The organism is Sulfidibacter corallicola (assembly GCF_017498545.1).
Taxonomy (GTDB): Bacteria; Acidobacteriota; Holophagae; order Acanthopleuribacterales; family Acanthopleuribacteraceae; genus Sulfidibacter; species Sulfidibacter corallicola.
In genome coordinates this window covers 5,915,968-5,941,695 of the sequence record NZ_CP071793.1, presented here as the reverse complement: position 1 = coordinate 5,941,695, position 25,728 = coordinate 5,915,968, and the positions used below count along the sequence as shown (strand labels likewise).

Here is a 25,728-nt window from a genome sequence, read left to right as displayed (position 1 = left end):
TGTGTGATATGTGCAAACGGCTCGATATACCCAAGTTTACCAGCTTTGGTAGAAAAAAGAGAGGGCGGACACCGAAAAACCGAAGCCGAGGAACGACCGTAACCCCATGTTTTTCCACTCGATATCATGTCACCACAGCGGAGCGCGCCTTCCGTCCCGGGCGTCAAGGCTCGGGTCGAATGCCCACGCAAGATTTGCCTCGAAAATCGAAGATCAACACACTTTCCTGCGACGACCAACTCAGCTTCACCCGCAACAGGTCATCCTGTTGTTCGAGCACACGCAGGGTGACCGCGGGCCTTCTGGACGGGGGCAGCGCCTGCCACTCCCGCTGAAACCCCACGAAATCCAGGGGCGCGTCGCTCACGAGCGGCCAGGAGAAAGAGCCGCCCCGATCGAAAAGTCCCTGGGGAAATCGATTTTGAATCGACCAGGAAGAGTGGAACACGGTCAGCCAGGCCTCTTTATTGATGGTTACCAGCGGTTTGGAGGTCGGAATCGGTGCCTCGACCGTCAGGACCTCCACCGTTGGCTTATCCGCATCCGCCTCCGGCGCCGCGGCACGACCCGCGTCGCGGCGATCTCCCGCACGCTCGAAGGAAGCCTCGGCATTCTGCTTATTCTCGGCGGCGCCGGCGGTGGAAGATTTGGCTTTCGCCACCGCAAAGCGATCGGTATCGTCGTCCTGTTTGGCGAGCTCCTCGTTCCTGCTCACCACGGGCGTATCGACCGTAACGGGCTTCGGTTCGACCCGGGATCGCGTACTGGCCCCAGCCGATGGTGCGACAGTCGCGACGGCCTCCTCGTTTAGCGCCGGTGCTTCGGACACCACCACCGTTTCTTCCGCCTTCAATTGGAGGGATTCCCGAAGCTCGCTCTCCGCCACGACCATCTCGGTGGTTTCCTGCGCGACGGGTTCCGCGACCGTCGATTCCGCCGGCGCCACGTCCTTTCGCGGAGCGGGGGCCAACGGTTTGCGCGCCGCCACCTTTTTCTCGGGCGGATCTTGGGGTGCCGATTCCGTTGCGGTGGCGTCCCTGAACCGCCCGCTCAGGGCCTGGAGTTCGGGTTCCGCGGCGGCCGGTTCTTCTTCGATTTCGACGGGACCGGCCCCGATTTGAGCCCTTCCCACCGGCTCGTCCGAAGCGACGCTCTGGCGACGGGCTTCCGATTCGGTCGACGCATCGACGGCCGGCATCGGGTCCGCTTCGGGCGGAGAGGTGAGCTTGGCCACTTCCCGATTCTCGCGAATCTCCTCCATGGCTTCCTCCAACGTCCGCTTGGGGGGAGGCGCGCCGTCAGCGACCTTTTCCATCATTACGTCGTCCTCGAGATCGCGCACCAGGGCGTCCACTTCGGCGGCGCCAGGAGAGGCGGGCCGAGGTTCGAATGCGACGTTGTTCTCCTTCATCACCGGTTCGCTGGACGGTCGTGGGATCAAATCGCGATTGATCGAAACCAACACGGCGATGATCACGATCGCGGCGAGGGGAACGGCCCAGGTCAATACCGACCTGGCACGACGCCGCTTGGGCAGTACCATGGCCGGCGCCGGGTCGACCGATTTGAGGTGATCCAGGTGGTCGTCCATGGCTTCGAAGTGGTGCAGCATGCGCTCGCATTCGGGCGCCTCGGCAAGTGCGGCGCCATATTGGGATCGAATCTCTTCGGGCTCCATCGTCTCCAGCAGGGCTTCCATGCGATCCAAATCAAGCTTGTCCGTCATGTTCCGCCTCCGCCATGGCACGTGCCAATTTGATGCGCGCACGCCGAATGATGGTTTTCACCGTGTTCAGGTTCATGTCGAACATGTCGGCAATCTCTCGCTGAGGTATCTCGGCGACCGTATCCAGCAACAGGATCTCTCGATCGCGTTCCGACAGACGGACCAGGCACTCGCGCAACAACTGGACCTCGCGCTTCACGTGAAGACTGCGAAAGGCGTCGGGCCCTTCCTCAGCCAATTCGAACCGGGGCAGATCCTCGTCCTCGTAATTGCGATCCAGACTGACGACCTTCTTCCGACCGCGAAAAAAAGAGCGAACCGCATTGGCCGCGATGGCGAAGAGCCAACTGCGGAAGGCATTGGGATCCTTGAGGGTGTCGAGCTTGTTGAATACCTTGAGGCACACGTCCTGAAAAAGGTCTTCCGCATCGTGACGAGAATTCATGCGATAGCGCAGGAAGCACCAGAGATCGTGGCGATAGTGCTCGAACAATTGGGGGAATGCGGCGGGATCGCCGTTGAAGTGGGCCTTCATGAGACCCTCGTGATCGGGCAGGTCGTTGGTCGGCAAAGCTTCAAACGAGGCCTCCTGACCGGCGGTGCCGGCTTGCGTTTGTCTCAGATCGTCACTGAGCACCACGACCGCCCAAAGCCGTAAAAGTTTCAAAACCTACCTCGTTCGCGTCGTCGTTTCCGCAACTCGCGCAGGACTGGGCGTTCGCCGCACCATCCGCCGCCGTCGCGTCATCCTGGGTTCTCAATCAGGGAATCCCCGTATTCTAACCCAAGTCCCGGAAACAGCCGCATGTAACCCCACCTCGAAGGACGCGGTTCCTCCCATCGGGCCGGAAAACCCGCACGGGTACTCGGCATCTGGCCCGAACGGGATCGAGTTTGGCCCCAGACCCCGCTCGCAAACGGGTTCGAAACGCACGGCGCCCGCGTTGCCCGGTGACTCGGGGCAACGCGGGCGCTTATCGTGCCATCTATTCTATTTGTAGTTTTTTCCCGCCTGAGCCATGCGCTCTCCGCCGGTCAGGGGCAGGCGATCGAGGAGCTTGATCGAAGCGATCGTACGGCCGCCGCGAACCACGATCGACGGATCCGAACTCATCCAATCGGCCACCAACTCGGCGACCCGCAGGGCGTTGGCCGACCGGAGCATGGAAAGATGATTTCCTGGCGCCTCGAGGCCGGTAGCACGGGATACGAAATCACCCCACCCCGCGCAGGGATCGTCACGAATGCCCTCCAATTCGGGCCAGCTCCAAACCTCGGCCCGATCGTCGGTCGATCGAACGACGAGCAGGGGCGCTTTCAGGCGACCCTGCGGCGCATAGCTCATGCCCTGCTGGGTGCGATAGACCGCGACGAGATGCCGAACGAAGGTGGCATCGGCGCCCTGGGGCACCAAACCGGCTTCGGCCAGGGCACGGCCCAACGCAAGAACGAGTTCGTGGTCGCTCGACTCGAGCGGTGGCGACTCAGCTCGATGACGTCGACGCCCTTCGGTCTGCGCCGCACCCGAGCCGAACCCTTCGGCAAGGTCCAACAACTCCTCCAACCAGGCTCGATCGGATTTGCGGAACTCGGGCCGATCGCTGAGATCGACAGGCGGCGCGGGATCCAACATCAACAGGCGGGCGACGGAGGCACCATCGGCTTCCAACAACCGCGCCACCTCGAAAACCAGCTTTCCGCCGAACGAGTGACCCGCCAGGTAGTAGGGTCCTTGCGGCTGTTGGTAGCGAATGGCGTCGCAATGGACGCGGGCCAACGACTGCATGTCGTCGATCGGATCGCGCTCGCCCTGGAGACCCGGAGACTGCAGGCCATACACCGAACCCAGACCGCCGAAAGCGTTCGCGAACTCGCGCAGGTACAAGACATCGCCATTGGCACCGGGCGCCACGAACCAGGCTCGCTCCTGACCCGAACGACAAAGCGGGACCGGAACCGGTCGACGATCGGTCACATTCAAGGCGGCGGCATTGCCGGCGATGGTCGGTTCGGCGAGGAATGTCGCCAACGGCAACGACTGATCGAAGGCCCGTTCGATGCGGGACACCAGCATCAACGCGGCCATCGAGTGACCGCCCAATTCGAAGAAATCGTCGTGGATGCCGGGCACCGCCACGGGAAGGACCGACTGCCAGAGCTCGCGCAGCCGGTGCTCGGTGACATTGCGCGGTTCGACCCGCACGGCCCCGACCCCACCACTGGCAAAGTCGGGCTCGGGCAGCGCGGCTCGGTCGACCTTGCCGTTGCGGGTGTGCGGCAGCCGCGGCACCATCACCAGGTAGCGCGGCACCATGCCACGCGGGAGTCGAACCTGCAAAAAGGCGCGAATATCGCTGGATACCGGCGCTCGTTCCGCATCGCCCGGAACCCACCAAACGGTCAAGGCCGCTTCACCGGAGGGCGCGGTCACGGTTCCGGCCACGGCGGCGGCAACACCCTCGTGGGCCGACATCGCGTGCGCCACATCGCCCAGCTCGATGCGCAATCCATTGATCTTGACCTGTTCATCCTGACGGCCCAGGTAATGGAGTTCACCCGCCCGCGTCATGCGCACCAGGTCGCCGGTGCGGTAATAACGCGAGCCTGGTTGGTCGGCGTAGGGATCGGGCACGAACGAGGTCGCGGTTCGACCCGCCATGCCCCGATACCCGCGGCTCAAACCGGCGCCTGCAAGGCAGAGTTCGCCCACGGCGCCGCGAGGAACCGGTAACCCATGCGCATCCAACACATAGGCGGTGATCCCGGCGATGGGCGTTCCAATCGAAATCGCTTCATCCGGCGATTGGACCTCGTGGGTCAGGCACCCTACGGTCACTTCGGTCGGTCCGTATTCGTTGACCAAACGCATGTCCGGATTGAGGCGTCGCAGTGCACGAACCTGTTCGGCCTGCAGCGCTTCCCCGCCCAACACGGCGATCCGAGTCTCACTCGCAGCCACCTCCTCCTGGCTCAGGAGGGTCACGTGGGTTGGGGTCAGCTTGATCAGGTCCACGCCGTTTCCGGCTTCGAGCTGGTCCCGCAACGCCGCCCCGAGATGGGTGTCGTCGTCGTAGATGTGCAGGGTCCCGCCACGCAAGAGGCAGCAGAATACGCCAGTGAGTGTGAAGTCGAAGGTGAGCGGCGTAAACCAGGAAAACCGTCGGCAGGATTCGGGCTCGACATATCGCGACAGGGCCCAGTCCAAGTAGTGGTCGAGATTGCCGTGCGTTATCTGACATCCCTTGGGCACACCGGTCGAACCGGACGTGAAGAGCACGTAGGCCAGTTGCTCGGGAAACACGGAAAGGGATATTTGCGGCACGGTGGGATTGGCCGCCATGGTTTCCGGCAAGACCAGAAGCTCCGGCGCATTGGGTTCGAAGCGCGATACCAAATCGTCCGAGGTCAGCACCAGATCGACGGATTCGGTCTGCCCCACCAGACGGCGGGCGGGCGCATGCAGATCCACCGGAACGAAGGCCGCGCCGACCTTCAAGACGGCCAACATCGCCGCCAGCAGTTCCGGTGAACGGGGCAACCCCAGCAACACCAGATCCTCACATCCAAAGCCGCGGGCCATGAGCAGCAGTGCGATGTCGTCCGCACGTTCGAGAAGGCGTTGATAGGACCAGGATTCACCACGGTATACCAGCGCCGGTTCCCCTACATGAAGCCGCGCGACGGCGTCGATGCGTTGATGGATCGCGACGTCCGCGTCCTCACGATCCGTGGGTTTCGGACCGATCAGGCAAAAGCTATCGCGACATGGCTCGTGCACCGAACTCAATCCGGATGACCGTCGCTGCGGCGCATCCAGCCGGAGCCGGGTGGACGTGACCAGGTAATCGCACAGCGCATCCACGGTCTCGGCGTCGAACAGATCCGCGTTGTATTCCATGCCGGCCTCGATGCGATCGCCGTGATCGGTCAGAACCAGGGTGAGATGGAACTTGGCGGTGGATACCGGAGGTTCGATCAAGGTGACCTGAAGATCGGAGTGCTCCGCCGGGATAGGATCCGCGCCCGAAACATCCTGGTAACTGATCATGACCTGAAACAACGGCTCGTGCCCGCGCGCCCGGCGGGAAGCCAGCTCTTCGACCAGCAACCCGAACGGCAGTTCGGCATGGGCCAGAGCTTCACCGACCCGCTCCGCGACCCGGTCCAAGAGCTCGTGAAAACTCGGATCGCCGCTACAATCGATACGCAATACCAGGGTGTTTACCAGATAGCCGATCATGTCCCTCAGTTCGGGACGATTGCGGTTGTTCACCGGGGTTCCCAACAGGATGTCGGTCTGACCCGAATAACGGGCCAGCAGTTCGGCGAACAGACCGACCAACACCATGAATGGACTGGCTCCCCGATTCGCGGCCACGCGAAGTACGGCCGCACGAAGCGAACCGTCCAGTTCGAAACGCCGAATCCCACCGCGGAACCCGACTTGGGCGGTCGGTGGGCGATCGTAGGGCAAAGCCAGGCCGTCGGGCAGATCGGCCAGCCGGTCCAGCCAGTACTCCAGGTCCGGAACACGACGCTGTTCGGCCAACCGATCGCGCTGCCACTGGGCGAAGTCGGCAAACTGGACGCGCGGCGAGGGTTGCATGGTCACGTCGGGATCGCGGGACAACCGTCGATAGGTCTCGCTGAATTCGCCAAAGAACACTTCGACGGAACGCAAATCGGCGATCAGGTGAGACCAACTGAAACACAACAGATGATCCTCGTCGCCCAGGATCCAGAGTTTGGCGCGAAACGAGGGGCCGCCTTCGAGATCGATGGGCTCACCAAAGGCTTCCTGCAACAAGGCCTGAATCTGCCCTTCTTCTTCGCGATCCGCATCCAGGAACGCATCGACCACGGAGAGCCGAACGGACTCGGGCGCCATCGCCTCCTGACAGGCACGGTCCTCGAACACCGGGAACCGCATGCGCAGGGTCTCGTGCCGGCGCACGAGCCGCGCCAACGCTTCGCGACACAAGCCGATCCGCAGCGGCCCCCGGATCCGCAGGGCCAACGGGATGTCGTAAGCCGAGCCGCTCCCCAGCCGATGCAGGAACCAAAGCCGTTCCTGGTTGTGGGTCAGCGGCGCGGGGGTACGTGCATCGCGCGGCGGAATGGCCACCGTGGGCTCCGCCGATTTGGTGGCGGCTTGGCGCACGCAAACGGCCAATTCCTCGATTGTGGGATGCTCGAACAGACTCTTGACGGGCAGTTCGATTCCAAACGCCTCGTGAATCCGAGCCATCAGTTTGGCCGCGAGCAAACTGTGTCCGCCAACGGCGAAAAAGTTGTCGTGAGTGCCGATCGGCGCGGTATCCAGCAAGGATTCCCAGATGGCGATCAAACCGATTTCCAACGGATTCAGGGTTTCCGAACGGCGCGGCGACGCTTCCGCTGCGGGGCGATGGAAATCGGCCAACAGCGCGTCACGATCGATTTTGCCGTTAGGGGTCTTCGGGAATGCAGCACAAATCCGAATCGCGCTGGGCACCATGTAGCCGGGCAACTCCTCGGCCAGGTACCGACGCAGTTCCGCTTCCTTGGGTTGGCGTCCCTCGTAACCGGTGACGAATGCCAGCAACCGGGAACTGCCCGAAGCGTCGGATTGGGCCACGATCAGATGCTCCCCGACCCCGGGGCAACGACCAAGGACGGCCTCGACCTCGGCCGTTTCGACCCGGAATCCGCGAACCTTGACCTGATGATCGACGCGCCCGAGGAAGACGATACGGCCGTCGCTCGCGTACCGACCCAAATCGCCGGTGCGGTACATGCGATCGCCGGGAATGCCGCTGAAGGGGTTGGGTACGAAACGCCGCGCGGTGTGACCGGGCCGGCGATGATAGCCGCGGGCCAGGCCGATCCCGCTCAGGTACAGTTCGCCGCGAACGCCAACCGGAACCGGTTGCATGTGCTCGTCGAGCAGGTAGATCCGGTCTCCGTCGATCGGGGTGCCGATGGTCACCGGCTCCTGGGATTCGCACGACACCGCACTGGAACACACGGTGTCCTCGGTCGGCCCATAGGCGTTGAAGAGCCGGGCACTCTTGGGCGCGTGGGCCACCACATCGGCCGTGCAGGCCTCACCCGCGACCACGACGGTGCGCAGGTCGGGCAGGTCGGCATCGGGCATGGCCTTGAGCGCGGAAGGTTGCAGCGTGAGATGGGTGATGCGCCAGCGAGCACAGGTTTGCCGAAGCGGCGGGCCTGGCAGCAGATGCTCGCTGCCCACCAGGCACAGAGTCGCGCCCAGGGCGAAGGCCATGGTGGTCTCCCAAATCGAGGCGTCGAAACTGGGCGACGCGAACTGAAGCACGCGGTCACCGGGCTTCACGTCCAGGGTTCGTCGTTGCCAGTGCGCCAGGGTGGGCAACCCGCGATGGGACACCAGGACCCCTTTCGGCCGTCCGGTCGATCCCGAGGTGTAGATCAGATACGCACCGGTCTCGGGAGAAGGCCCACGCACCGAAAGCCCAGGCACGGGCACATCCCAACGATCATCCGACCAGATCAGGCGCGGCAGGCTGTCACCGAGTGGCGGCATGGTCCCCGAATCGGCCCCGACCCACAGGGTCAGGTGGGCATCCTCGACGATAAATCGCAGACGGGGTTCGGGATAACCGGGATCCAGCGGTACGTAGACCGCACCCAGTTTGAAGCAGGCCAACATGGCGGCCAAAGTCAGGGGCACGCGATCGGCGACAACACCGACCCGATCCTCCGAAGTCACACCTTTTTCCCGGAAAGTCGCGGCCAGGAGATCGGATCGCCGATCCAATTCGGCGTAGGACCAGAAACCGCCCTCGAACATTAGGGCCGGTGCCGATCCATGCTCGCGAACCCGGTCCCCGAACAGATCGGTGAAGCACCGATCCCGCAACGCCTCGTCGGCTTCGACCTGCCAAGCGTGGAGGACCTGATCCCGATCGGCCGAAGGCATGCACGCCAAGCGGCGCCAAGAAAGACGAGGCTGCGCCAGGATATCCGCCAACAGAGCCTTGAAGCCCCGAACGAAACGCGCGATCGTCTCAGCCTCGAACAGGTCCGCGTTGTACTCGAAGGTTCCCAGCAGGCCGGATTCGGGCGTCTCCATGACGAGGGTCAGATCGTACTTAGCACCGACCTCGGTGGAAGCGACGGAGTGAACCGTCAGGCCGGGCAAATCCAATTCGACGTGTTCCGTGTTCTGGAAGGTGAATCCCACCTGGAACAAAGGCGAAAAGGCGAGATTGCGCTCGGGCTGCAGCTCTTCGACCAATTTTTCGAAGGGCATGTCGCGATACTGGAACACCTTCAGCAGATCCTCGCGAACCCGCGCCAGAACGTCGGTAAACGTCTCGACTTCGGCCAGACGGGTACGCAAAACCAGGGTATTGGCAAAGAACCCGATCAGCGGTTCCCAGTGGTCGCGCGTGCGGTTGGCATCGACCGTGCCCACGGCCACGTCGTCCTGGCCGCTGAGCCGCGCCAGGAACACCTGGAAGGCGGAGAGCATCAACATGAACAGGCTGACACTCTCGCGTTGGGCCAGGCCGGCGAGCCCGCGAGACATTTCCGCACCCAATTCGAAAGTGAACAGGGCGCCGTGACTGGTCTGAACGGTCGGTCGCGGTCGATCGGTGGGAAGATCCAGCACGGAGGGCAGATCGGCGAGATGCGCCCGCCAGAAGTCGAGCCGTTGTTCCCAGGCCGGACCCTGCATTTGATGCGCCTGCCAGGCGGCGAAATCCGAGTAGCGATGGGACAGTGAAGCCAAGCGCGGCGATTTCCCCTGTCGCAGATCGCGATAGGCGGCGGACAGTTCCGACATCAGCACACCGAGCGACCAAGCGTCGGCGGCGATGTGGTGCAAGGTGACCAAAAGCAGGTGTTTTTGCGGCTCGATCCGCGCCAGCCTCACCCGGATCGGGATCTCTCGGGAAAGATCGAAGGGGCGTACCGCTTCGTTTCGCACCAGTCGATCCACCTCATCCGATGCGATGTCTTCGATCTCCAGAGTCAAATCCGGCGACTCTCCGAGAATCGCGACCGGCGCGCCATCGCGTGTCGCGATCGTCATCCGCAGGGGTTCGTGACGGGCCATGACGAGCGTGAAGGCCGATTTGAGCGCCGGCACGTCCAGGGGACCTTCGAGCAGGACCGCAGCCGGCATCAGGTAGCGGGCGCTGCCCCCATCGAGCTGTTCCAGGAGCCACATCCGCCTTTGGGCGAAGTGGAGCCGAGGCGGTGCATCGCTGGACGATCGCGGCGTCTCCTCGACCGTAGGCGACGTGCTGCGCCGTTGCTCGACGCTCCGAGCCAGCGCCGCCAAGGTCGGGCGATCGAAGACGTCGCGCACGGAAATCTCGACCGAAAAGGCCGCGCGAACCCGAGCCACGAGACGCGTGGCCAACAGCGAATGGCCGCCGAGTTCGAAGAAGGAATCGTGACAGCCCACGCGATCGAGGCCGAGGATTTCCTGCCAGACCGAGGCGAGCACTTCCTCGACCACACCGCGGGGTGCCACCCAGTGCCCCTGCCGTTCGCGCTTCTCCACGGCGCGATGCACGAGTGCCTTGCGGTCGACCTTGCCGTTGGCGGTCAGCGGCAGGCGATCGAGCAGGACGAAGCCGGACGGGACCATGTACTCGGGCAGTCGTTGGGCGAGATAGGCCCGCAATCGGGGCACGAGATCGCGATGCAGTTTGGCGCGCAAGGGATAGGATCCGTAATGCGACCAGGGTTTGGGCTCCGAGCTTTGCATCGGGAACCGAGGCCGCAATGCCCCGGCCGGCGCAATCAGCAACTCGAACCGGTCGGCGCCCCAATCGATGGCGTAGGGGCGCCCCACTTCGGAAAGAGAACTCTCGAGTGTGGAGGGATCCACCCCGCCGAGCGTGCATCGAGCCAGCCGCTCGCGAAGATCGGCCACCGAGTCACCGGGCCCGGCCTGACGCATGGATCGCCCGGCGAACACGTCGGAAACGACCCGTTCATTGGGCACATCGGTGATGTGGAGCGTCTCGGCGTCGCGCTGGGAGAGCAGGTCTCGCAGACCGTCCAGGCTCTTGACCTCGCGCTTCCAGTCCAGAGTCGCATCCACCGAAACGGCCTTTTTCGGGTTGCCTACGTGCAACAGGACGTCGTAGCGGAACCGATTCATTTCGTTGTGACGAGTACCCGGCTTGGGCAACAGCTCCACCGCCGCGATCGCGGGAAGCTCCTCGACCACTGCCTTGAAAAACTGGTGATCGATGGCGAGTTCCTCTTCTTCCATGAGCCGCCGGTCCAGTTCTTCGACCAGTTCCCTGGCGGATCGACCCGGCTCCGTACGCTCGAGCAGAACCGACGCCTGAAAGGCCTCCAGAAGGCGTTTTTCGCGAACGTCGCCGATCATGATCACTCCGCCGGGTCTCACGGCGGCAGCAGCGCGCTTCAACACGTCGACCAGGTAGGACATGGAGGGAAAATACTGAACCACCGAGTTCAAAAGGACCAGATCGAACACCTTGCCCTCGGTTTCGAAGGCACAGGCCTCGGCCGTCTCGAGATGAACCTGATTCAGGCCCCGTTCGCGCGCGAGCCGGCCCACGTAGTCGATGGCGGCCTGGGACAGATCGGTCGCCCAGTAACTCTGACAACGGGGCGCCAAGCGGAACAGAAGCAAGCCCAAACCGCAACCCACCTCCAAGATGTGCCCGGGTCGAAGATCGGCAACCCGCGCCACGGTGGCATCGACCCATTCCAGCATGTCGCGCCGAGGCAGGGGCCGGCCGGTGTAGCTGGAATTCCAACCCACGAGATTCAGGGTCGGATCCGCATCCTCGGCAGCCTGCCCATCGCCGTAGGTTTCGCTCCAAACGCGCTCCCATTGGGCCACCTGCTCGGGGTTCAACGCCGCGCGATCCGCATCGTCGGCAGGAATCAGGAAGGCGTGCAAATCGCGAAAGCCATCCTCACGGGCGGGAGCGGTCACCACACATTGCTTCACTTGTTCGTGGCTCTCGAGCGCGGCCTCGATGTCGCCCAGCTCGATGCGATAACCGCGGATCTTGACCTGGCTGTCGCCCCGTCCCAGAATCTCGATCGAACCGTCGTCGAGAAAACGCGCCCGATCGCCCGTGGCGTACATCCGCGACCCGGCCTCCTGTCCGAAGGGTTCGGGCAGGAAGGCGACGGCGGTCCGTTTCGGCCGTCCGGCATACCCTCGGGCCAGACCGGAGCCGGCCAGGTAGAGATCCCCGACCGCGCCGATGGACACCGGGTTCAGATGGCCGTCGAGGATGTAGGCCCGCGTGTTCTGGATCGGCTGACCGACCGGGGCATAGCGCTCGCCCAATTGATCCGTCATCAACCTACCGGTCGAGGACCAGATCGTGGTTTCGGTTGGTCCGTAGAGGTGGTGCAGCCGAATCGGCAGGGCGAGCAGGCGCCGCGCCAGGTCCACCGGCAGGCCTTCGCCACCACACAGCACGCGGAACCCGATCATGGGCTCCCAATCGGCGTCGAGCAGCAGTCGCCAGGTCGCCGGTGTGGCCTGCATGATCGTCACCTCGTGGCGTTCCAGCGCTTCACACAGCAGGCGACCGTCGACCGCGGTCTCGCGATCGACCAGCACGACCCGCGCCCCGACGGTCAACGGCAGGAAGAGTTCCAGAGCGGCGATATCGAAACACACGGTAGTCACCGCCAGCAGCGAGTCGTCGCGGTGGAGTCCGGGTTCGCTGCGCATGGCGCACAGGAAATTCTGCAGGGCGCCGTGGGTGATCTGCACGCCCTTGGGCTTCCCGGTGGAACCCGAGGTATAGATGGTGTAGGCCAGGTGATCCGGTTCGGGATAGGGCTTCGGATCGCTCTCGGAGTAGGTGTCGAAGTGCATGCGATCGAGTAGCAGGACGTCGGCATCGCCCATTTCGAGATCGGCCACGAGGTCGGCGTGGGTCAACAGCAGGCGCACCCCTGCATCGTCCAACATCATGTTGAGTCGGGCGGCGGGATAGTCAGGATCCAGGGGCACGTAGGCCCCGCCCGCCTTGAGCACGGCCAACAGGCTGACCACCAGGTCCGGTTCGCGCGGCAAACACACACCGACAAGTGTTTCGGGACCGACCCCGCGCTCGCGAAGTGCCGCCGCCATGCGATTGGCGCGGCGGTTGAGCCCGCTGTAGGTCAAGGTTCGATTGCCGAAGACGAGTGCGACCGCGTCTGGAAACGAAGCGGCAACCGCCTCGAAGTCGACCGTGACCGGATGAACCGCAAGCACGGCTTCGGTCCGGTTCCACCGCTGAAGTCGCGCCCAGGTCCGTTCACTGAGCAGGGATACGTCGTCCGGACCCAAATCGGGTTCCGCCGCCATCGCTTCCATGACGCGAAGACAGGTATCGCCGAACGCCTGCAGTCGGTCGGGATCGACTACCCCGCTGTCGTACTCCAGCACCAAGCGCAGGTGGCCGTCGCCGGCATCGCGTCCGAAATTGGTGCACAGGGTGAAGTTGGTGCGTTGGAATCCGGGCAGCTCTTCGATCTCGACGCCGGTGAGTTCGTGGAAAACGTGAAAATGCAGATAGTTGAAATAGGTGTCGAACAACTCGCCACCCTGCATGTTGAAGATCTCGGAGATGGGGAAACGACGATGGGGCATCATGTCCCGCTCATCGCGCCACAGGTTTTCCGCGAGATCGATCCAGGTGCGCCCACCCACTGCGCAGGAAATGGGCAGGGTGTTCACGAACAGACCCAACACGCGATCGGCGCCTTCCTCTTCGGGCCGCCCGTTGGCGATCATGCCGGTCATCACCCGGTCACTGCCCGTAAGCACGCTCAGCGCGACGCAATGGGCCGCCAGCGCCAGACTCTTGAGGGGCACGTCGCGATCCCGGGACAGACGCTCGAGCGCCCGACCCACTTCCGACGGAATGTAGACTTCATGAGTTCCGAAAGGCTCCACCTCGATCGCGTCGTTGCCTGGCAGCAGGCGCGCCAAGGCGAAAGGCTCCGTGTCCCCCAATCGCTCGCGCCAAAAGGAGGCGGCATCGCCGGCGGCGACGCAGGATCGCTCCAGTGCCACGAAGTCCCGATAACGCAGCGGGCAGGCCGGCAATCGGTCACGTCGATCGGTGTACAGCAGGAACAGGTCGGTCAGCATGCGGGCCAGGCTCCAGCCATCGAGAATGGCGTGATGCATCGTCAGGCCCAGCACGAACCCCGATTGGTGATCCAGGAGCACGTGGAACCGCAGCAAGGGCGCCCGCTGAAGATCGAAGTGGCGGAACTTTTCCGTTTCGAACCAGGTTTCGAACACTTCTTCGCGCCGATCGGGATCGATGCCGCGCCAATTGAACACCTGCAGCGGAACTTCGACTTCCTCGCGCACCCACTGGTACGGCGTGGCCACACCCGGCTCGCTGAAGTGGGTCCGCAGGACGTCGTGCGTCGCGAACAATTCAACCAAGGCGGCTTTGAAACGGCGCTCCTCGAAGGGAACCGAAATCCGGTAGAGACACACGTTGTGGTAGAGCGAGTGATGACTCTCCAATTCGGCGTGGAAGAGCATGCCTTCCTGCATGGCGGCCATGGGGTAGACATCCACCACACCATCGACCCCGTCGAGATTCAGTTCGACACGCAGATCGGCGAAGGGATCCGCATCACATGCCTGCCGGGGCTCGGTGACGGCGTCGGCCGCTTCCGCCAGTCGATCCAGCCGCTGGTATTCGAACAACTGCGCGAAATCCAATTCAATGTCCCGCTCACGCGCCTGGGCCAACATCTTGAGCGCCAGGATCGAATCGCCGCCCACCTCGAAGAAGCGGTCGTCGCGACCGATGGGCGCCACGCCGAGGACCTGTTCCCAAATGGCGGCGAGCGTCCGCTCGGTTTCAGTTTCGGGAGGCGACTCGGATTTGCCCTCGATCACCTGGTCCGGCACCACCAGGCAACCGCGATCCAACTTGCCGTTCAAGGTCAACGGGAACTCGGACACCGCCACGAACTGGGCGGGCACCATGTAATCGGGTTGGCGCCGGGCCACGTGTTCGCGCAAGCTTTTTACCTCGATGGCATCACCGTCGTCCTCCACGCGATAGAACGCCACCAACCTGCAGTGATCGTTTGGGTTGTCCCGATGGGCCAGAACCACGGCCTGCCGAATTCGAGGATGTTCGATCAGGACGGACTCGATTTCGCCCAGTTCGATCCGGAACCCGCGAATCTTGACCTGGTGATCGCGGCGGCCGAGGTACTCGATGCTGCCGTCCGGTCGATAGCGAGCCAGATCGCCGGAGCGATACAGCCGCGATCCGGCCGGCCCGAACGGATTGGGCAGGAAGCGATCGGCGCTGAGACCTGGCTGACCGCGATACCCGCGCGCCAAGCCGGCACCGGCGACGTAGAGTTCGCCGACGACGCCCACCGGCACCGGCTCCATGTTCGCATCGAGGACCAGCAATCCGAGATCGCCGATGGGCCTACCGATCACGCTGCGACCGTGCATCAAGTCGGCGGAGGTCAGCCGGTATTCGGTCACGTGAACGGTGGTTTCGGTGATGCCGTACATGTTGACGAGCGCGGGTCGCTCGTCGCCGTGGCGCGCGAACCAGGGTTCGAGCATGCCCGGCTGCAGGGCTTCCCCACCGAAGATCACCCAACGCAACGACGTGGATTCGACCGCATCTTGGCGTTCGTCGACTTCGATCAACTGGGCGAAGGCCGAAGGCGTTTGATTGAGAACCGTCACCCGCTCGTCGACCAGGAGCCGGTAGAAACGCTCGGGCGTGCGGCTCACCTCGTAGGGAACGACCACCAGGCACCCGCCGTAGAGCAGCGCCCCCCAAATCTCCCACACCGAGAAATCGAAGGCCGGCGAGTGGAAAAGGGTCCACACGTCTTCGGCATCGAAGCCATACAGGGCCTCGGTGGCCGCGAAAAGCCGCAACACGTTGCGATGTGTGACGACCACGCCCTTGGGCCGGCCGGTAGATCCGGACGTGAAAATCATGTAGGCACTCTGATCGACCGCCAGGAAGCGTTCCAGAGGCCCTGCCGAATGGCGGTCGAGCCGAGGATCCGCCACGGAAACCCGGCAACCGGTGAACCAGGGCGTATTCTCCTCGCTTTGCGGCTGCCCAATCAGGTGTACTGCACCGGACGCCGACACCATGTGCTCCAGCCGCTCGACGGGATAGCGGGGATCGAGAGGAATGTAAGTACCTCCCGCCTTGAGCGTTGCCAGCATGGCCACGACCAACTCGAGCGAGCGGTCCAGTAGCAGCGCCACCGGTGTTTCGGGTCCGACCCCCTCGTCCCGAAGCAGCCTGGCCATTTGGTTGGCGCGCTGGTCCAGTTCCCGGTAAGTCAGGCTCCGATCCCCGTCGCGCAGGGCGACGGCCTCGGGCCGCGCCGCAGCCATCCGCTCGAAACGGGAAGCGATGTCCGCGGCCACCTCGAAGGTTTGAAGGGTGGAAACCACCGATTCACGCCACTCCAGGGCCTCGTGCTCGGAGAAAAGCGACACTCGGCCGATGGGCCGATCAGGATCGGTCAGAACGGTTTGCAACAGGTTGCGATAATAGTCGGTGAAACGGCGAATGGATGCCTCGGCGAAGAGATCGGTGTTGAAATCGCATTCGGCGAAGAGACGGCCTTCGAATTCGACGATGTTGACGCTCAGATCGAAAGGCCGAAACCGAACCGGCGACGGCAGCACCGTCACGTCCAAGCCATCGAAAACCGGCTCGGAAAAGGCGGTTTCCACGTTGAAGACCACATTCACCAGGGGCCCGCGATCGGTCGTACGGTTCTGGACCAGGTGCTTCACCATGTCGCCGTAGGGGTAGTCCTGGTGCGCGAACACGACGCCGAGATCGGATCGCGTTTGGCGGAGATGATCCACGAAGGGCTGATCGGCCGCCAAACGACGCCGTACCGGCAGAAGGTTGGCCATGTAGCCGACGGTGTGATGGCTTTGGGGATCCTCACGGTTGGCCGACGGCACACCGATCACGAATTCGGTTTGGCCGGCAAGGTGAAAGACGAGGACGTCGAGTGCCGCCAACAGGGTCATGAAACGGGTACATCCGGCCGCCGCACCGACCTTGCGCAGAAGCGGTTGGTCCACGTCGAGGTCCACTCGCAAGCGCTTGCCACGGTAGGATTTCACCTTGGGCCGCGCGAAATCGGCGGGAATCTCGGGTTGCGGCGGCAAGGGTTGCAGTTGGTCGCGCCAAAAGGCGAGATGTTCGTCGGTCACGGCTTCCCGGGCCTTGGCCAGCAAGGCCTCGTACGACATCGCCTCGGACGGTTGAAAGCCCTTTCCGGTGGTGATCGCCGAGTAACAGGCACCGATCTCTTCGAGGATCAGGGCCACGGACCAACCGTCGATCAAAAGGTGATGCGTGGCTAGCGCGAGCACATGCCGCTCCGGCGCCAGCACGAGCAGGTTGAGGCGCCAAAGCGGACCACGTGCCAGGTCGAAGGGCGTTTCACTCTCCTGAGCCAACCAATTCGCGAGTGCCCGATCCGGGTCGTCTTCGCCAAGGGTGATCGGTGCGAACGCGAAGTCGTGAGCCGCAAAGACACATTGGGTTTCGCCATCCTCGCTCAGAGCCGTGCGCAAACTGGGGTGACGGGCGGTGATCCGCTTCACCGCCTGGGCCAGGGCCTTGCGATCCAAGGCACCGTCCAAGCGAAGCACCGTCAGGTCCTGATAGGCGAACGAGGCTTCGGGATGGGTCTGCGTCAGCACCCACACCTGCTGTTGATCCAAGCTCAGCGGAAAACAGGTCTCCACTTCGACGGACGGTGGCGCCGCTTGAACTTCGGTTGCACCCAAAACGCGGATCATTTGTCGCGACGAGTCGGCATGGGATTGGGCCCAGTTCGCACATTGACTGCGAAGCCGATCGAGGGGAATCAGGCTGGAACGGACCTTGTCGGGATCCACACCGAAATCCACCAGGCACGCGAACTCGTCGACGCCCGCCCGCACCAATCGCTCGACGATCGGGGCGCAGCTTTCCGGAGTGCCGATCAGGGCACTCTGCGTTACGTAACGCTCGTAGGCGGCTTGGAGCAGATAGCGTCGGTCTTCGTCGCTGAGGCCGTCCAAATCGGAAGGCAGACCCTGCTTGCTGAGAATCGAACGGAACAGGCCCAGCGAAGATTCCAGATAGCCGAAGAACGGCTGGCGCGCTTCCTCGCGAGCCCGGTCCAAGTCGTCGCCCACATAAGTGTGCAGTAACAAGGTGACGTGGGCGCGCTCTTCCGGAAAGCCGTTGGCGGCCAATGATTCTCGGTAGAGGCGAATGTTCACGGCCAGCTCTTCGGGGGTTTGGCCCATGAGGTTGGTCAGGACGCGAAGGCCCAATTCTCCCGCGCGAATGTAGGTCTCGGGATTGCTCACGATGGTCAGCCACAGCGGCAGCTCGGACCGCACGGGCAGCGGATGCAGCGAAACTTCGACGGTCTTGCCTTCGCCGGAGGAAAGCGCCAGGGCGTTGCCGCGCCAGAGTCGGGTGAGTTCGGCGAGATTCTGGTACATGACCTCGCGATTCTTTTCGAACTGTTTGGGCGCCAACACGAAATCGTTGGGGTTCCAACCGGAAGCGCAGGCGAGACCCACGCGGCCCTTCGAGAGGTTGTCGACCATCGACCATTCCTCGGCCACGCGAACGGGGTGGTGCAGGGGCAGCACCACGCTGCCGGCGCAGAGCTGCAACCGTCGCGTCTGGCCGGCCAGGGACGCCGCCAAAACGGAAGGATTCGGCGACAGGCCGCCGAACGCGTGAAAATGCCGCTCGGGAACCCAGATCGCGCGGAAGTCGTGATCGTCGGCGAAACGCGCGCAATCGAACAGGAGGTCGTACATCCCGGCACCGATCCCGGCCTCGTAATGACCGAAGAAGAACAGGCTGAAGGCGGGAGCCCGCTCCGGCTCGCGGACGAAGGGTTCGGTTTCGGCGACGCGCTTTTTCAGGGCCACCCGGCCGGCACGCCAGGGATCCGTGGCGGCGCCTCCGGCTGCCGCGGACTCCACCCGAGCCGGAAGGTTGACCGGCAGTGCATCGGGCAGGAACCCACCCTGGCGCATGGATTCGACGGCCGTCTGCACCGCGTGAACCAATTGCTCGATATGGACTTCCGTGTGCTCGGTGGAGAGGAAGCAGGCTCGCCCTTCCCAAACGTAGACCCCCTCGCGCAACAGGTGGAAGAAAAACAGCTCCATGTGCCGCATGGGCTTGAAGCGGAACAGCGAGCCGAAGCTATCGACCCGCATCGGCACGCGATGGCTCTCGAAGAACCCGTTCAGCGTCTGCACCAGACGTTCGGTCCTGCGGTTGAGCCGCTCCTGCAACTCGGGTCCCTCGTTCTTGAGGCGGCTCAGCACGGCCACGGCCGCGGCGACGGAAAGCGGATGCTTGTTGTAGGTTCCGGCATAGAACGTCGTCTCGTGCGCCGGATAGCTCTCGTCACCGAATTGCCACATGCCGCCGTCCAGGCAATCCATGATCGCAGGGCTGCCCGCGATCACGCCGATCGGCATGCCACCACCGATCACCTTGCCGTACAGCGCGGCATCGGCCCGCACTCCGAAATGAGCCTGGGCACCGCCGGGGTGGATGCGGAACCCGGTGATCATTTCATCGAACACCAAGGGGATGCCCTCGCCACGGGTCAACTCTCGCAATTGACGCAGGAAGTCACCCGGCTGGAGATCGGGACGTCGACTCTGAACCGGTTCCACCAGGACACAGGCAATGTCGCCGGCCTGGGCTCGAATGACCTCGAGCGAACGGGGGTCGTCATACGGCAGGCTGATGACGTCGGCTACGCTGCCGGGCAACACCCCGGGAGCGCCGGATTCGGCTTCGAGGTTGCCGCTCAATGCGTTGCCGCTGGTGAGGACGCCGTCGAAGTGGCCGTGGTAGGAACCCTGGAACACCACCGTCTTGCGACGTCCGGTAAGCATCCGGGTCGCGCGCAACACGGTCATGACCGCCTCGGTGCCCGTGGTGCAGAACGCCACCCGTTCCATGCCCGTCAGTTCACGTACCAGCCGGGCCGCTTCGCCCGCCTGGCGCGTATGGGGCCCGAGCGACAGCCCGCGGGCCAACTGGTCCTGCATCGCCTGGACGACGAAATCGGGATGGTTCCCGAAGAGCAAGGCCCCGAAACCCATGGTGATGTCGAGATATCGGTTGCCGTCCAAATCGACGAACGTCGGCCCCTCGGCGCGATCACAGAAAATCGGATACTGCAGTTCCTTGGTCGTCATGCGGAATCCGGCACTCACCCGATTGTCGGCCAGAACGGATCGATCGTCCTGGGACATCTTCCTGGAGGTGCGCGTGCGCTTGGTGTATTCCTCGGTGAGATCGGCAAGATGACGGGTCTGCTCCTCGGCCAAATCGGCGGCGCGGGTTTCGCGCACCGACCAGGGCGGCAAAACCGGAGACCCGGCCTTGGACGGCCTTGATTCGGACACGGCTCCGCCATCGGCGACCGGCTCGGCAGAAGGAACCGGCCGCACAGGGGCGGGTTCCACTCGCTCCACCACGGGAGGTGAGGACATCTGAGGTTGGACGACGGACGCCGGCTCACCCGGCACCACTCCGCCACCGGCGTAGGCCAACTGGTCGCGGAAAATGCGCTCCATGGTCTGTAATTGGCGATCGACCAGTTGCCCGTAACCGGCGGGGGCCTGGCCCAGGGCTGCCGGAAGCGCGTTCGGCTGGGCCTTGGGTACGGGGACCGGTGGCACGTCGTATCCCGCTGGCGGTTGGTGTGGGCTGGCCAGGGGCTGTGGAACCGGTTCCGGCGCGACTCGAGCACCGGCCGATGCAGGCATGCGCTCGGCCACTTCGGCCAGGCGAACCGCCAATTTACGCACCGTGTTGAACGACTCGAAAAGATCCTGAATGGGCACGTTGACGCCGAACAGCTCCTCGATTTTCTTGCGTGCGCCGAAGAGAATGATCGAATCGGCACCCAACTCGAGGAACAGGGCATCCGGATCGACTTCGCCCGGAGCCATGTGGAGCAGGTCCGCAATCATCGAGGTCAAGGCCTTCATGGCCAATTGATCTCGCGAGTTCGGCGTAGTGTGCGAGGAAGAACCGACGATACGCGGTCTCAGGTCAGTGTCGTTCATAGTCAAGGCTCCCATGTCAAACCAATAGTGTTTCCGTTGGAAGGGATAGGTTGGGGTGTCGAGGTGACGATAGGCACGGTTTGCATAGAGGGATTCCCAGCGAACGGGAAAGCCCTGAACGAACAGCGCCCCGAGACTTTCCAGTAGCTGCCGCCGATCCGATTTGGGCGGTTGCAGACTGGGAACGCAGCGCGAATCTCCGCCGAGACAGGCCGGTACCCAACGGCTGAGCACCGGTCGTGGGCCGATTTCCACCGAAGCCGTCATGCCCGCCTCGTCGGCCGCCATGATCGCGTCGCGGAAACGGACGGGGCTCGTGATCTGGTTCAGCCAGTAGGAGGGCTCGCTCATGGCGCCGTCGTCCAACTTCCCGGTCACGGTGGAGACGATGGGGATTTCTGCCGCGGAGAACGTCACGCCGGCCAGGACGCGTTCGAAATCGGCCAACATCGGTTCCATCAAAGGCGAATGGAACGCGTGCGAGACCCGAAGCCGGTGGGATACCACTCCGGGCAGCCGGGAGAGGATACGCTCTACGGACGCTTCCTCGCCCGAGATCACCAGGCGACCCGGTGCATTGAGCGCGGAAATCGCGACCCGACCGGATTCCCGCTCGATCAGGGGCCGAACACGATCCTCCTCGGTGGCCACATCGACCATGGCGCCACCAGGCGGCAGCGCCTGCATCAGGCTGCCTCGTGCCCGAACCAGACGCAGTGCGTCCTCTAGGGAAAAGATCCCGGCGAGATGCGCGGCCAGATATTCGCCCAGACTGTGACCGAGCAGGAGTTCCGGGACGATGCCACGCTCCCGCCAGATCTCGGTCAGTCCGTAACCGACAGCAAACAGGGCGCACTGGGCGAATCCCGTCTGGTGCAGGTGTTCCGCTCGGGGGCCGTACAACACGGAACGAAGATCGAAGCGCTCGGCATCCCCTTCTGCCAGGATCTCGGCGCACCGATCGATAGCCGCACGGAAGCGAGGCGCTTCGCGGTACAGATCCTCGGCCATGCGCGCGTGCTGGCTGCCCTGGCCTGTGAACAGGAAGCCAAGGCGCGAAACGGCCCGCACCGATCCGCAGGAAGTCCCCACCCGGCGCTCCCCGTTGCAGAAGGCGGTCAAACGTTCCACCAAATCCGCGTGGGAATCGGCGGTCAGCGCCAGGCGCCAGCGGAACCGCGTACGGCGCGTGGCGGCATGGCACAGGTCGACGACACGTTCCGGAGCGGTTCGCCGCAACGTGGTCAGCCAGGAGCCGGCCATCGCCTGGAGTGCGCGCTCGGAATGTGCGGTGAGATGGAGCTCACAGGGATGTTTCGCATCGACAGGGTTGGTAAGGACAGGGTCGGTGGCGACAGGGTCGGTGGCGACAGGGTCGGTCTCGTTCGCCGCGGAATCTGCCACCAGCAAGTGTGCGAGGGTTCCGTTGATGCCGAAGCTGCTGACCGCACCGAAACGCGTGCCGGGTTCGGCCGGCCAATCCATCGTTCGTTCGACCACGCGAATCGAGGTACGCGAGGTCTCGAGATGGGGATTCAGGCGCTTGAAGGAGGCCTGGCCGGGTATCACCCCTTTTTGAAGCGCCAGGGTCAACTTGAACAAGCCCGCCAGCCCGGCCGCGGCCTCCAGATGGCCTACCGAGGCCTTGGCGGAACCCACCAGCAAAGGCTGGTCACGGCCCTGCCCGTAACAGGTCGCCAGGCTCTGCACCTCGATGGGATCGCCCAATACCGTACCGGTTCCGTGTGCTTCCACGTACTGGACCTGCTCGGAACGGAGCCCGGACATGGCCAGGGTCCGCGTCATCAGCGCCTCCTGGGCCAAGCCGTTGGGCGCGGTCAAACCGTTGCTCGCGCCGTCGTGCCCCACGGCCCAACCGCGAATGCAGGCGAGTACCCGATCGCCGTCCGCGCGGGCGTCGCTCAGGCGCTTCAGGATCGCGACGGCACAGCCCTCCCCTCGCCCATAGCCGTCGGCTGCGGCGTCGAACACCTTGCAGACGCCGTCGGATCCCAGGGCTCCCATACGGTTCAGGCCCAAGGAAACGCGCGGGTCGAGAATCAGGTTCACGCCGCCGCACAGGGCCAGACCGGTTTCGCCGGCCCGCAGTGCGGTACAGGCCTGAGCCACGGCCACCAGCGACGACGAGCAACTGGTGTCGATCTGCACCGAAGGTCCCAACAATCCAAAGACGTAGGAAATGCGGCCGGCGGCGATGGACCGTGCCGTTCCCAGCGGTGCATGATCGTCGGCGTCCTGTTTGAAATGGTGGGCCAGATGCGCGTAGTCGTCACCGCTCTGTCCCAGAAACACCGAGCCGTCGGTGTTTTTCAGTGATTTCGGGTCGATGCCGGCGTGCTCGAGCGCTTCCCAGCAAACCTCCAACAACAGCCGCTGTTGGGGGTCCATCAAACAGGCTTCCCGCGGCGAAATACCGAAGAACGCCGGGTCGAACGCCGCGATATCCGTTTCGAGAAATGATCCGAATCGAGTGTTCCGCGCCTGATCGTTCCCCGCTTCCTGATCGAAAAAGAAGTCCGGCGGGAGTCGGTCCGAGGGAAAGGTCCGCGCCGTGGTGCGACCGGACTGCAGGAGGTCCCAATAGGCTTCCGGATCGTGGGCGCCACCGGGGAACCGGCACGCCAACCCGACGATCGCGATCGGATCGTCGCCATTTTTCGAGGACGGTTCTCGGCCTTTGCGATGAGGCGCGTCGATGGGCGTTTTACCCTCTCCCGGCAATGATCCGGCATCGGCGGTGGAGCTCGATTGATTCGGAGGAAGTGATCCCTGTCCGGCCACGAAGGCGGCCAGTGAGCCGGCATTGGGGTAGCGCCAAACCGCGGTCGACGGAATCGCCCGACCCGACCAATCCTCGAGCTCGGCGACCAGTCCGACGGCCTTCACCGAAGAGATCCCCAGCTCGGAAAAGGGAATATCTTCCTTGATTTGAGCGGGGTCGACGTCGAGCATGTCGCCCAGCCGCAGCTTCAGCCAGGATAGGATCCGGCGCGCCAGCTCGGTATCTGCGGCGAGGTCGCGAGATGGGCTGCGGTCCTCCGAGCCGCCGTCCTGGCGACTTTGGGTCGCCTTCGCGGGCGATGCCGAACCGGAGCGCGCCCGCCACTGGTGCAGGGTCGACCAATCGTCCGCTTGGAAGCGCTTGCGCACCGAGACCCGCTTGATCTTGCCGCTCGACGTTCTGGGAATCGCGCCGGCATTGACGAGCAAAAGCGCGCCCGGCTCCAGTTCCAGGTGATCCCACAGGGCACTTTTGATGTGGCGGATCAGAGCCTGGACATCGACGCTCTTGCGAGATTTCCTGTCGATTTCACACACCACTCCCAGGTGCTCCTCGTCCTCCTCCTCGAACGCGAAAGCGGCGACCCCGTTCGTGCGAATGGCCGGATCCACGTCCTCGACCACCTGCTCGATGTCCTGGGGCACGTAATTTTGACCGCGAATGACCACCAACTCCTTGAGGCGTCCGCAGATGTAGAGCTGATCCTCGGCGATGAACCCCAAATCGCCGGTACGGAGGAAGGGTCCCGTGCCGTCGGCAAGCCTGGCCCGGAAGGCGGCTTCGGTCGCCCGCTCGGCCCGCCAGTAGCCCCGCGCAACCGAATCCCCGCGAACCCAAATCTCGCCCAACACCAATTCGGAGAGCGGGATACGGTGTTTTGCATCGACGATCTGGACCCGATAGCCGGATTCCGAAACGCCGCCACAACCCACCAACGACGTGACGCCCGGGCCGGGTTCGGCCACGAAACGGGCACTACCCTCGGAAAGGGCGGCGGTTTCCAAGTGACGTACTTGAACCGGTTGTCCCGGCGCCACTCCCGTGATCACCAAGGTCGTTTCCGCCATGCCGTAGGCCGGATGAAAGGCGTCGGCCCGAAAACCGAAAGGCGCGAAGGTTTCCCGGAACTTCGTCAGGGTGGAGACCCGTACCTGTTCGGCCGCGTTACAGGCGACCTTCCAACAGCTCAGGTCCACATCGGTCAGCTTGCGGGGGTCGAATCGCTCGAGACAGAGGTCGAAGGCGAAGTTGGGCCCGTGGCTGTGGGTGACCCGATAGCGGGAAATGGCCGAGAGCCAGTTCATCGGTCGGCGGATGAAACTGACCGGTGACATGATGTAACAGGGAAAACCGAAAACGATGGGGGCGATCAACCCCTCGACCAACCCGAAATCGTGGAAATGCGGCATCCAGACGCAGGACACCGTCTCTCGCGTGTAACCGCAGGCGCGCTGGAGCAACCCCGCGTTGTGCATGATGTTGCCGTGGGTGATCTCGATACCCTTGGGCGCCGTGGTGGAGCCGGAAGAATACTGCAGGTAGGCCAGGTCGTCGGGATCGATGTGGGGAGCGCGCCACGTAGGCGCCAGATCGTCGCCGATTTCCTCCAAGGCCAGGATGGCCACCTCTTCGATGCCCCCCAATTCACCGCCCGAATCCTTCAGCAAACCCGCGAAGCGTTCCTGGGTCAGAATCGCTTTGGAACCCGCGTCGCGAAGAATGTTGCGCAACCGCGGCAGGGTACGTTTCAGCCGCACGGGATCGGGAGGCGGGGCGGGAACGGCCACCGCGCCGGCGTAGAGACAACCCAGAAAGGCCGACATGAACGCGATCCCGGGAGGGAACAGCAGCAAAACGGTTCCGTCCGCGAGGTCTTCTCGCTGAAGGCGAGCGGCGATCGCTCGTGCCCGTCGGTCCAGGACATCGCGTGACCAGGTGTCACGGATTTCGGTACCGTCGGCTAGAAAGAGAAAGGCGGGATCACGAGACTCTCGCTCTGCGCGGTGACGGCACAGATGCACGAGACTCCGACCCCCATAGTGGGCCCAAGGCTTGGAATCTTCCAAAACA

Annotated in this window: 3 protein-coding genes; all 3 read right to left on the bottom strand. The window is 63.7% G+C overall.

Going from position 1 to position 25,728, the window contains the following annotated elements; translation table 11 throughout:
* Positions 1-163: 163 nt before the first annotated feature.
* Positions 164-1,726 (bottom strand): hypothetical protein, encoded by a 1,563-nt coding sequence (locus J3U87_RS18185; RefSeq protein WP_237377204.1) that lies wholly within the window; start codon positions 1,724-1,726, stop codon positions 164-166.
* Positions 1,710-2,393: an RNA polymerase sigma factor gene (locus J3U87_RS18180; RefSeq protein ID WP_237377203.1), complete on the bottom strand. Its 684-nt coding sequence runs from the start codon at positions 2,391-2,393 to the stop codon at positions 1,710-1,712. The genes J3U87_RS18185 and J3U87_RS18180 overlap by 17 nt, the downstream gene beginning before the upstream one ends.
* A 324-nt stretch (positions 2,394-2,717) precedes the next feature.
* A complete protein-coding gene (locus tag J3U87_RS18175) occupies positions 2,718-25,724 on the bottom strand; it encodes a non-ribosomal peptide synthetase/type I polyketide synthase (RefSeq protein WP_237377202.1) in 23,007 nt (7,668 codons plus the stop codon).
* Positions 25,725-25,728: the final 4 nt, after the last annotated feature.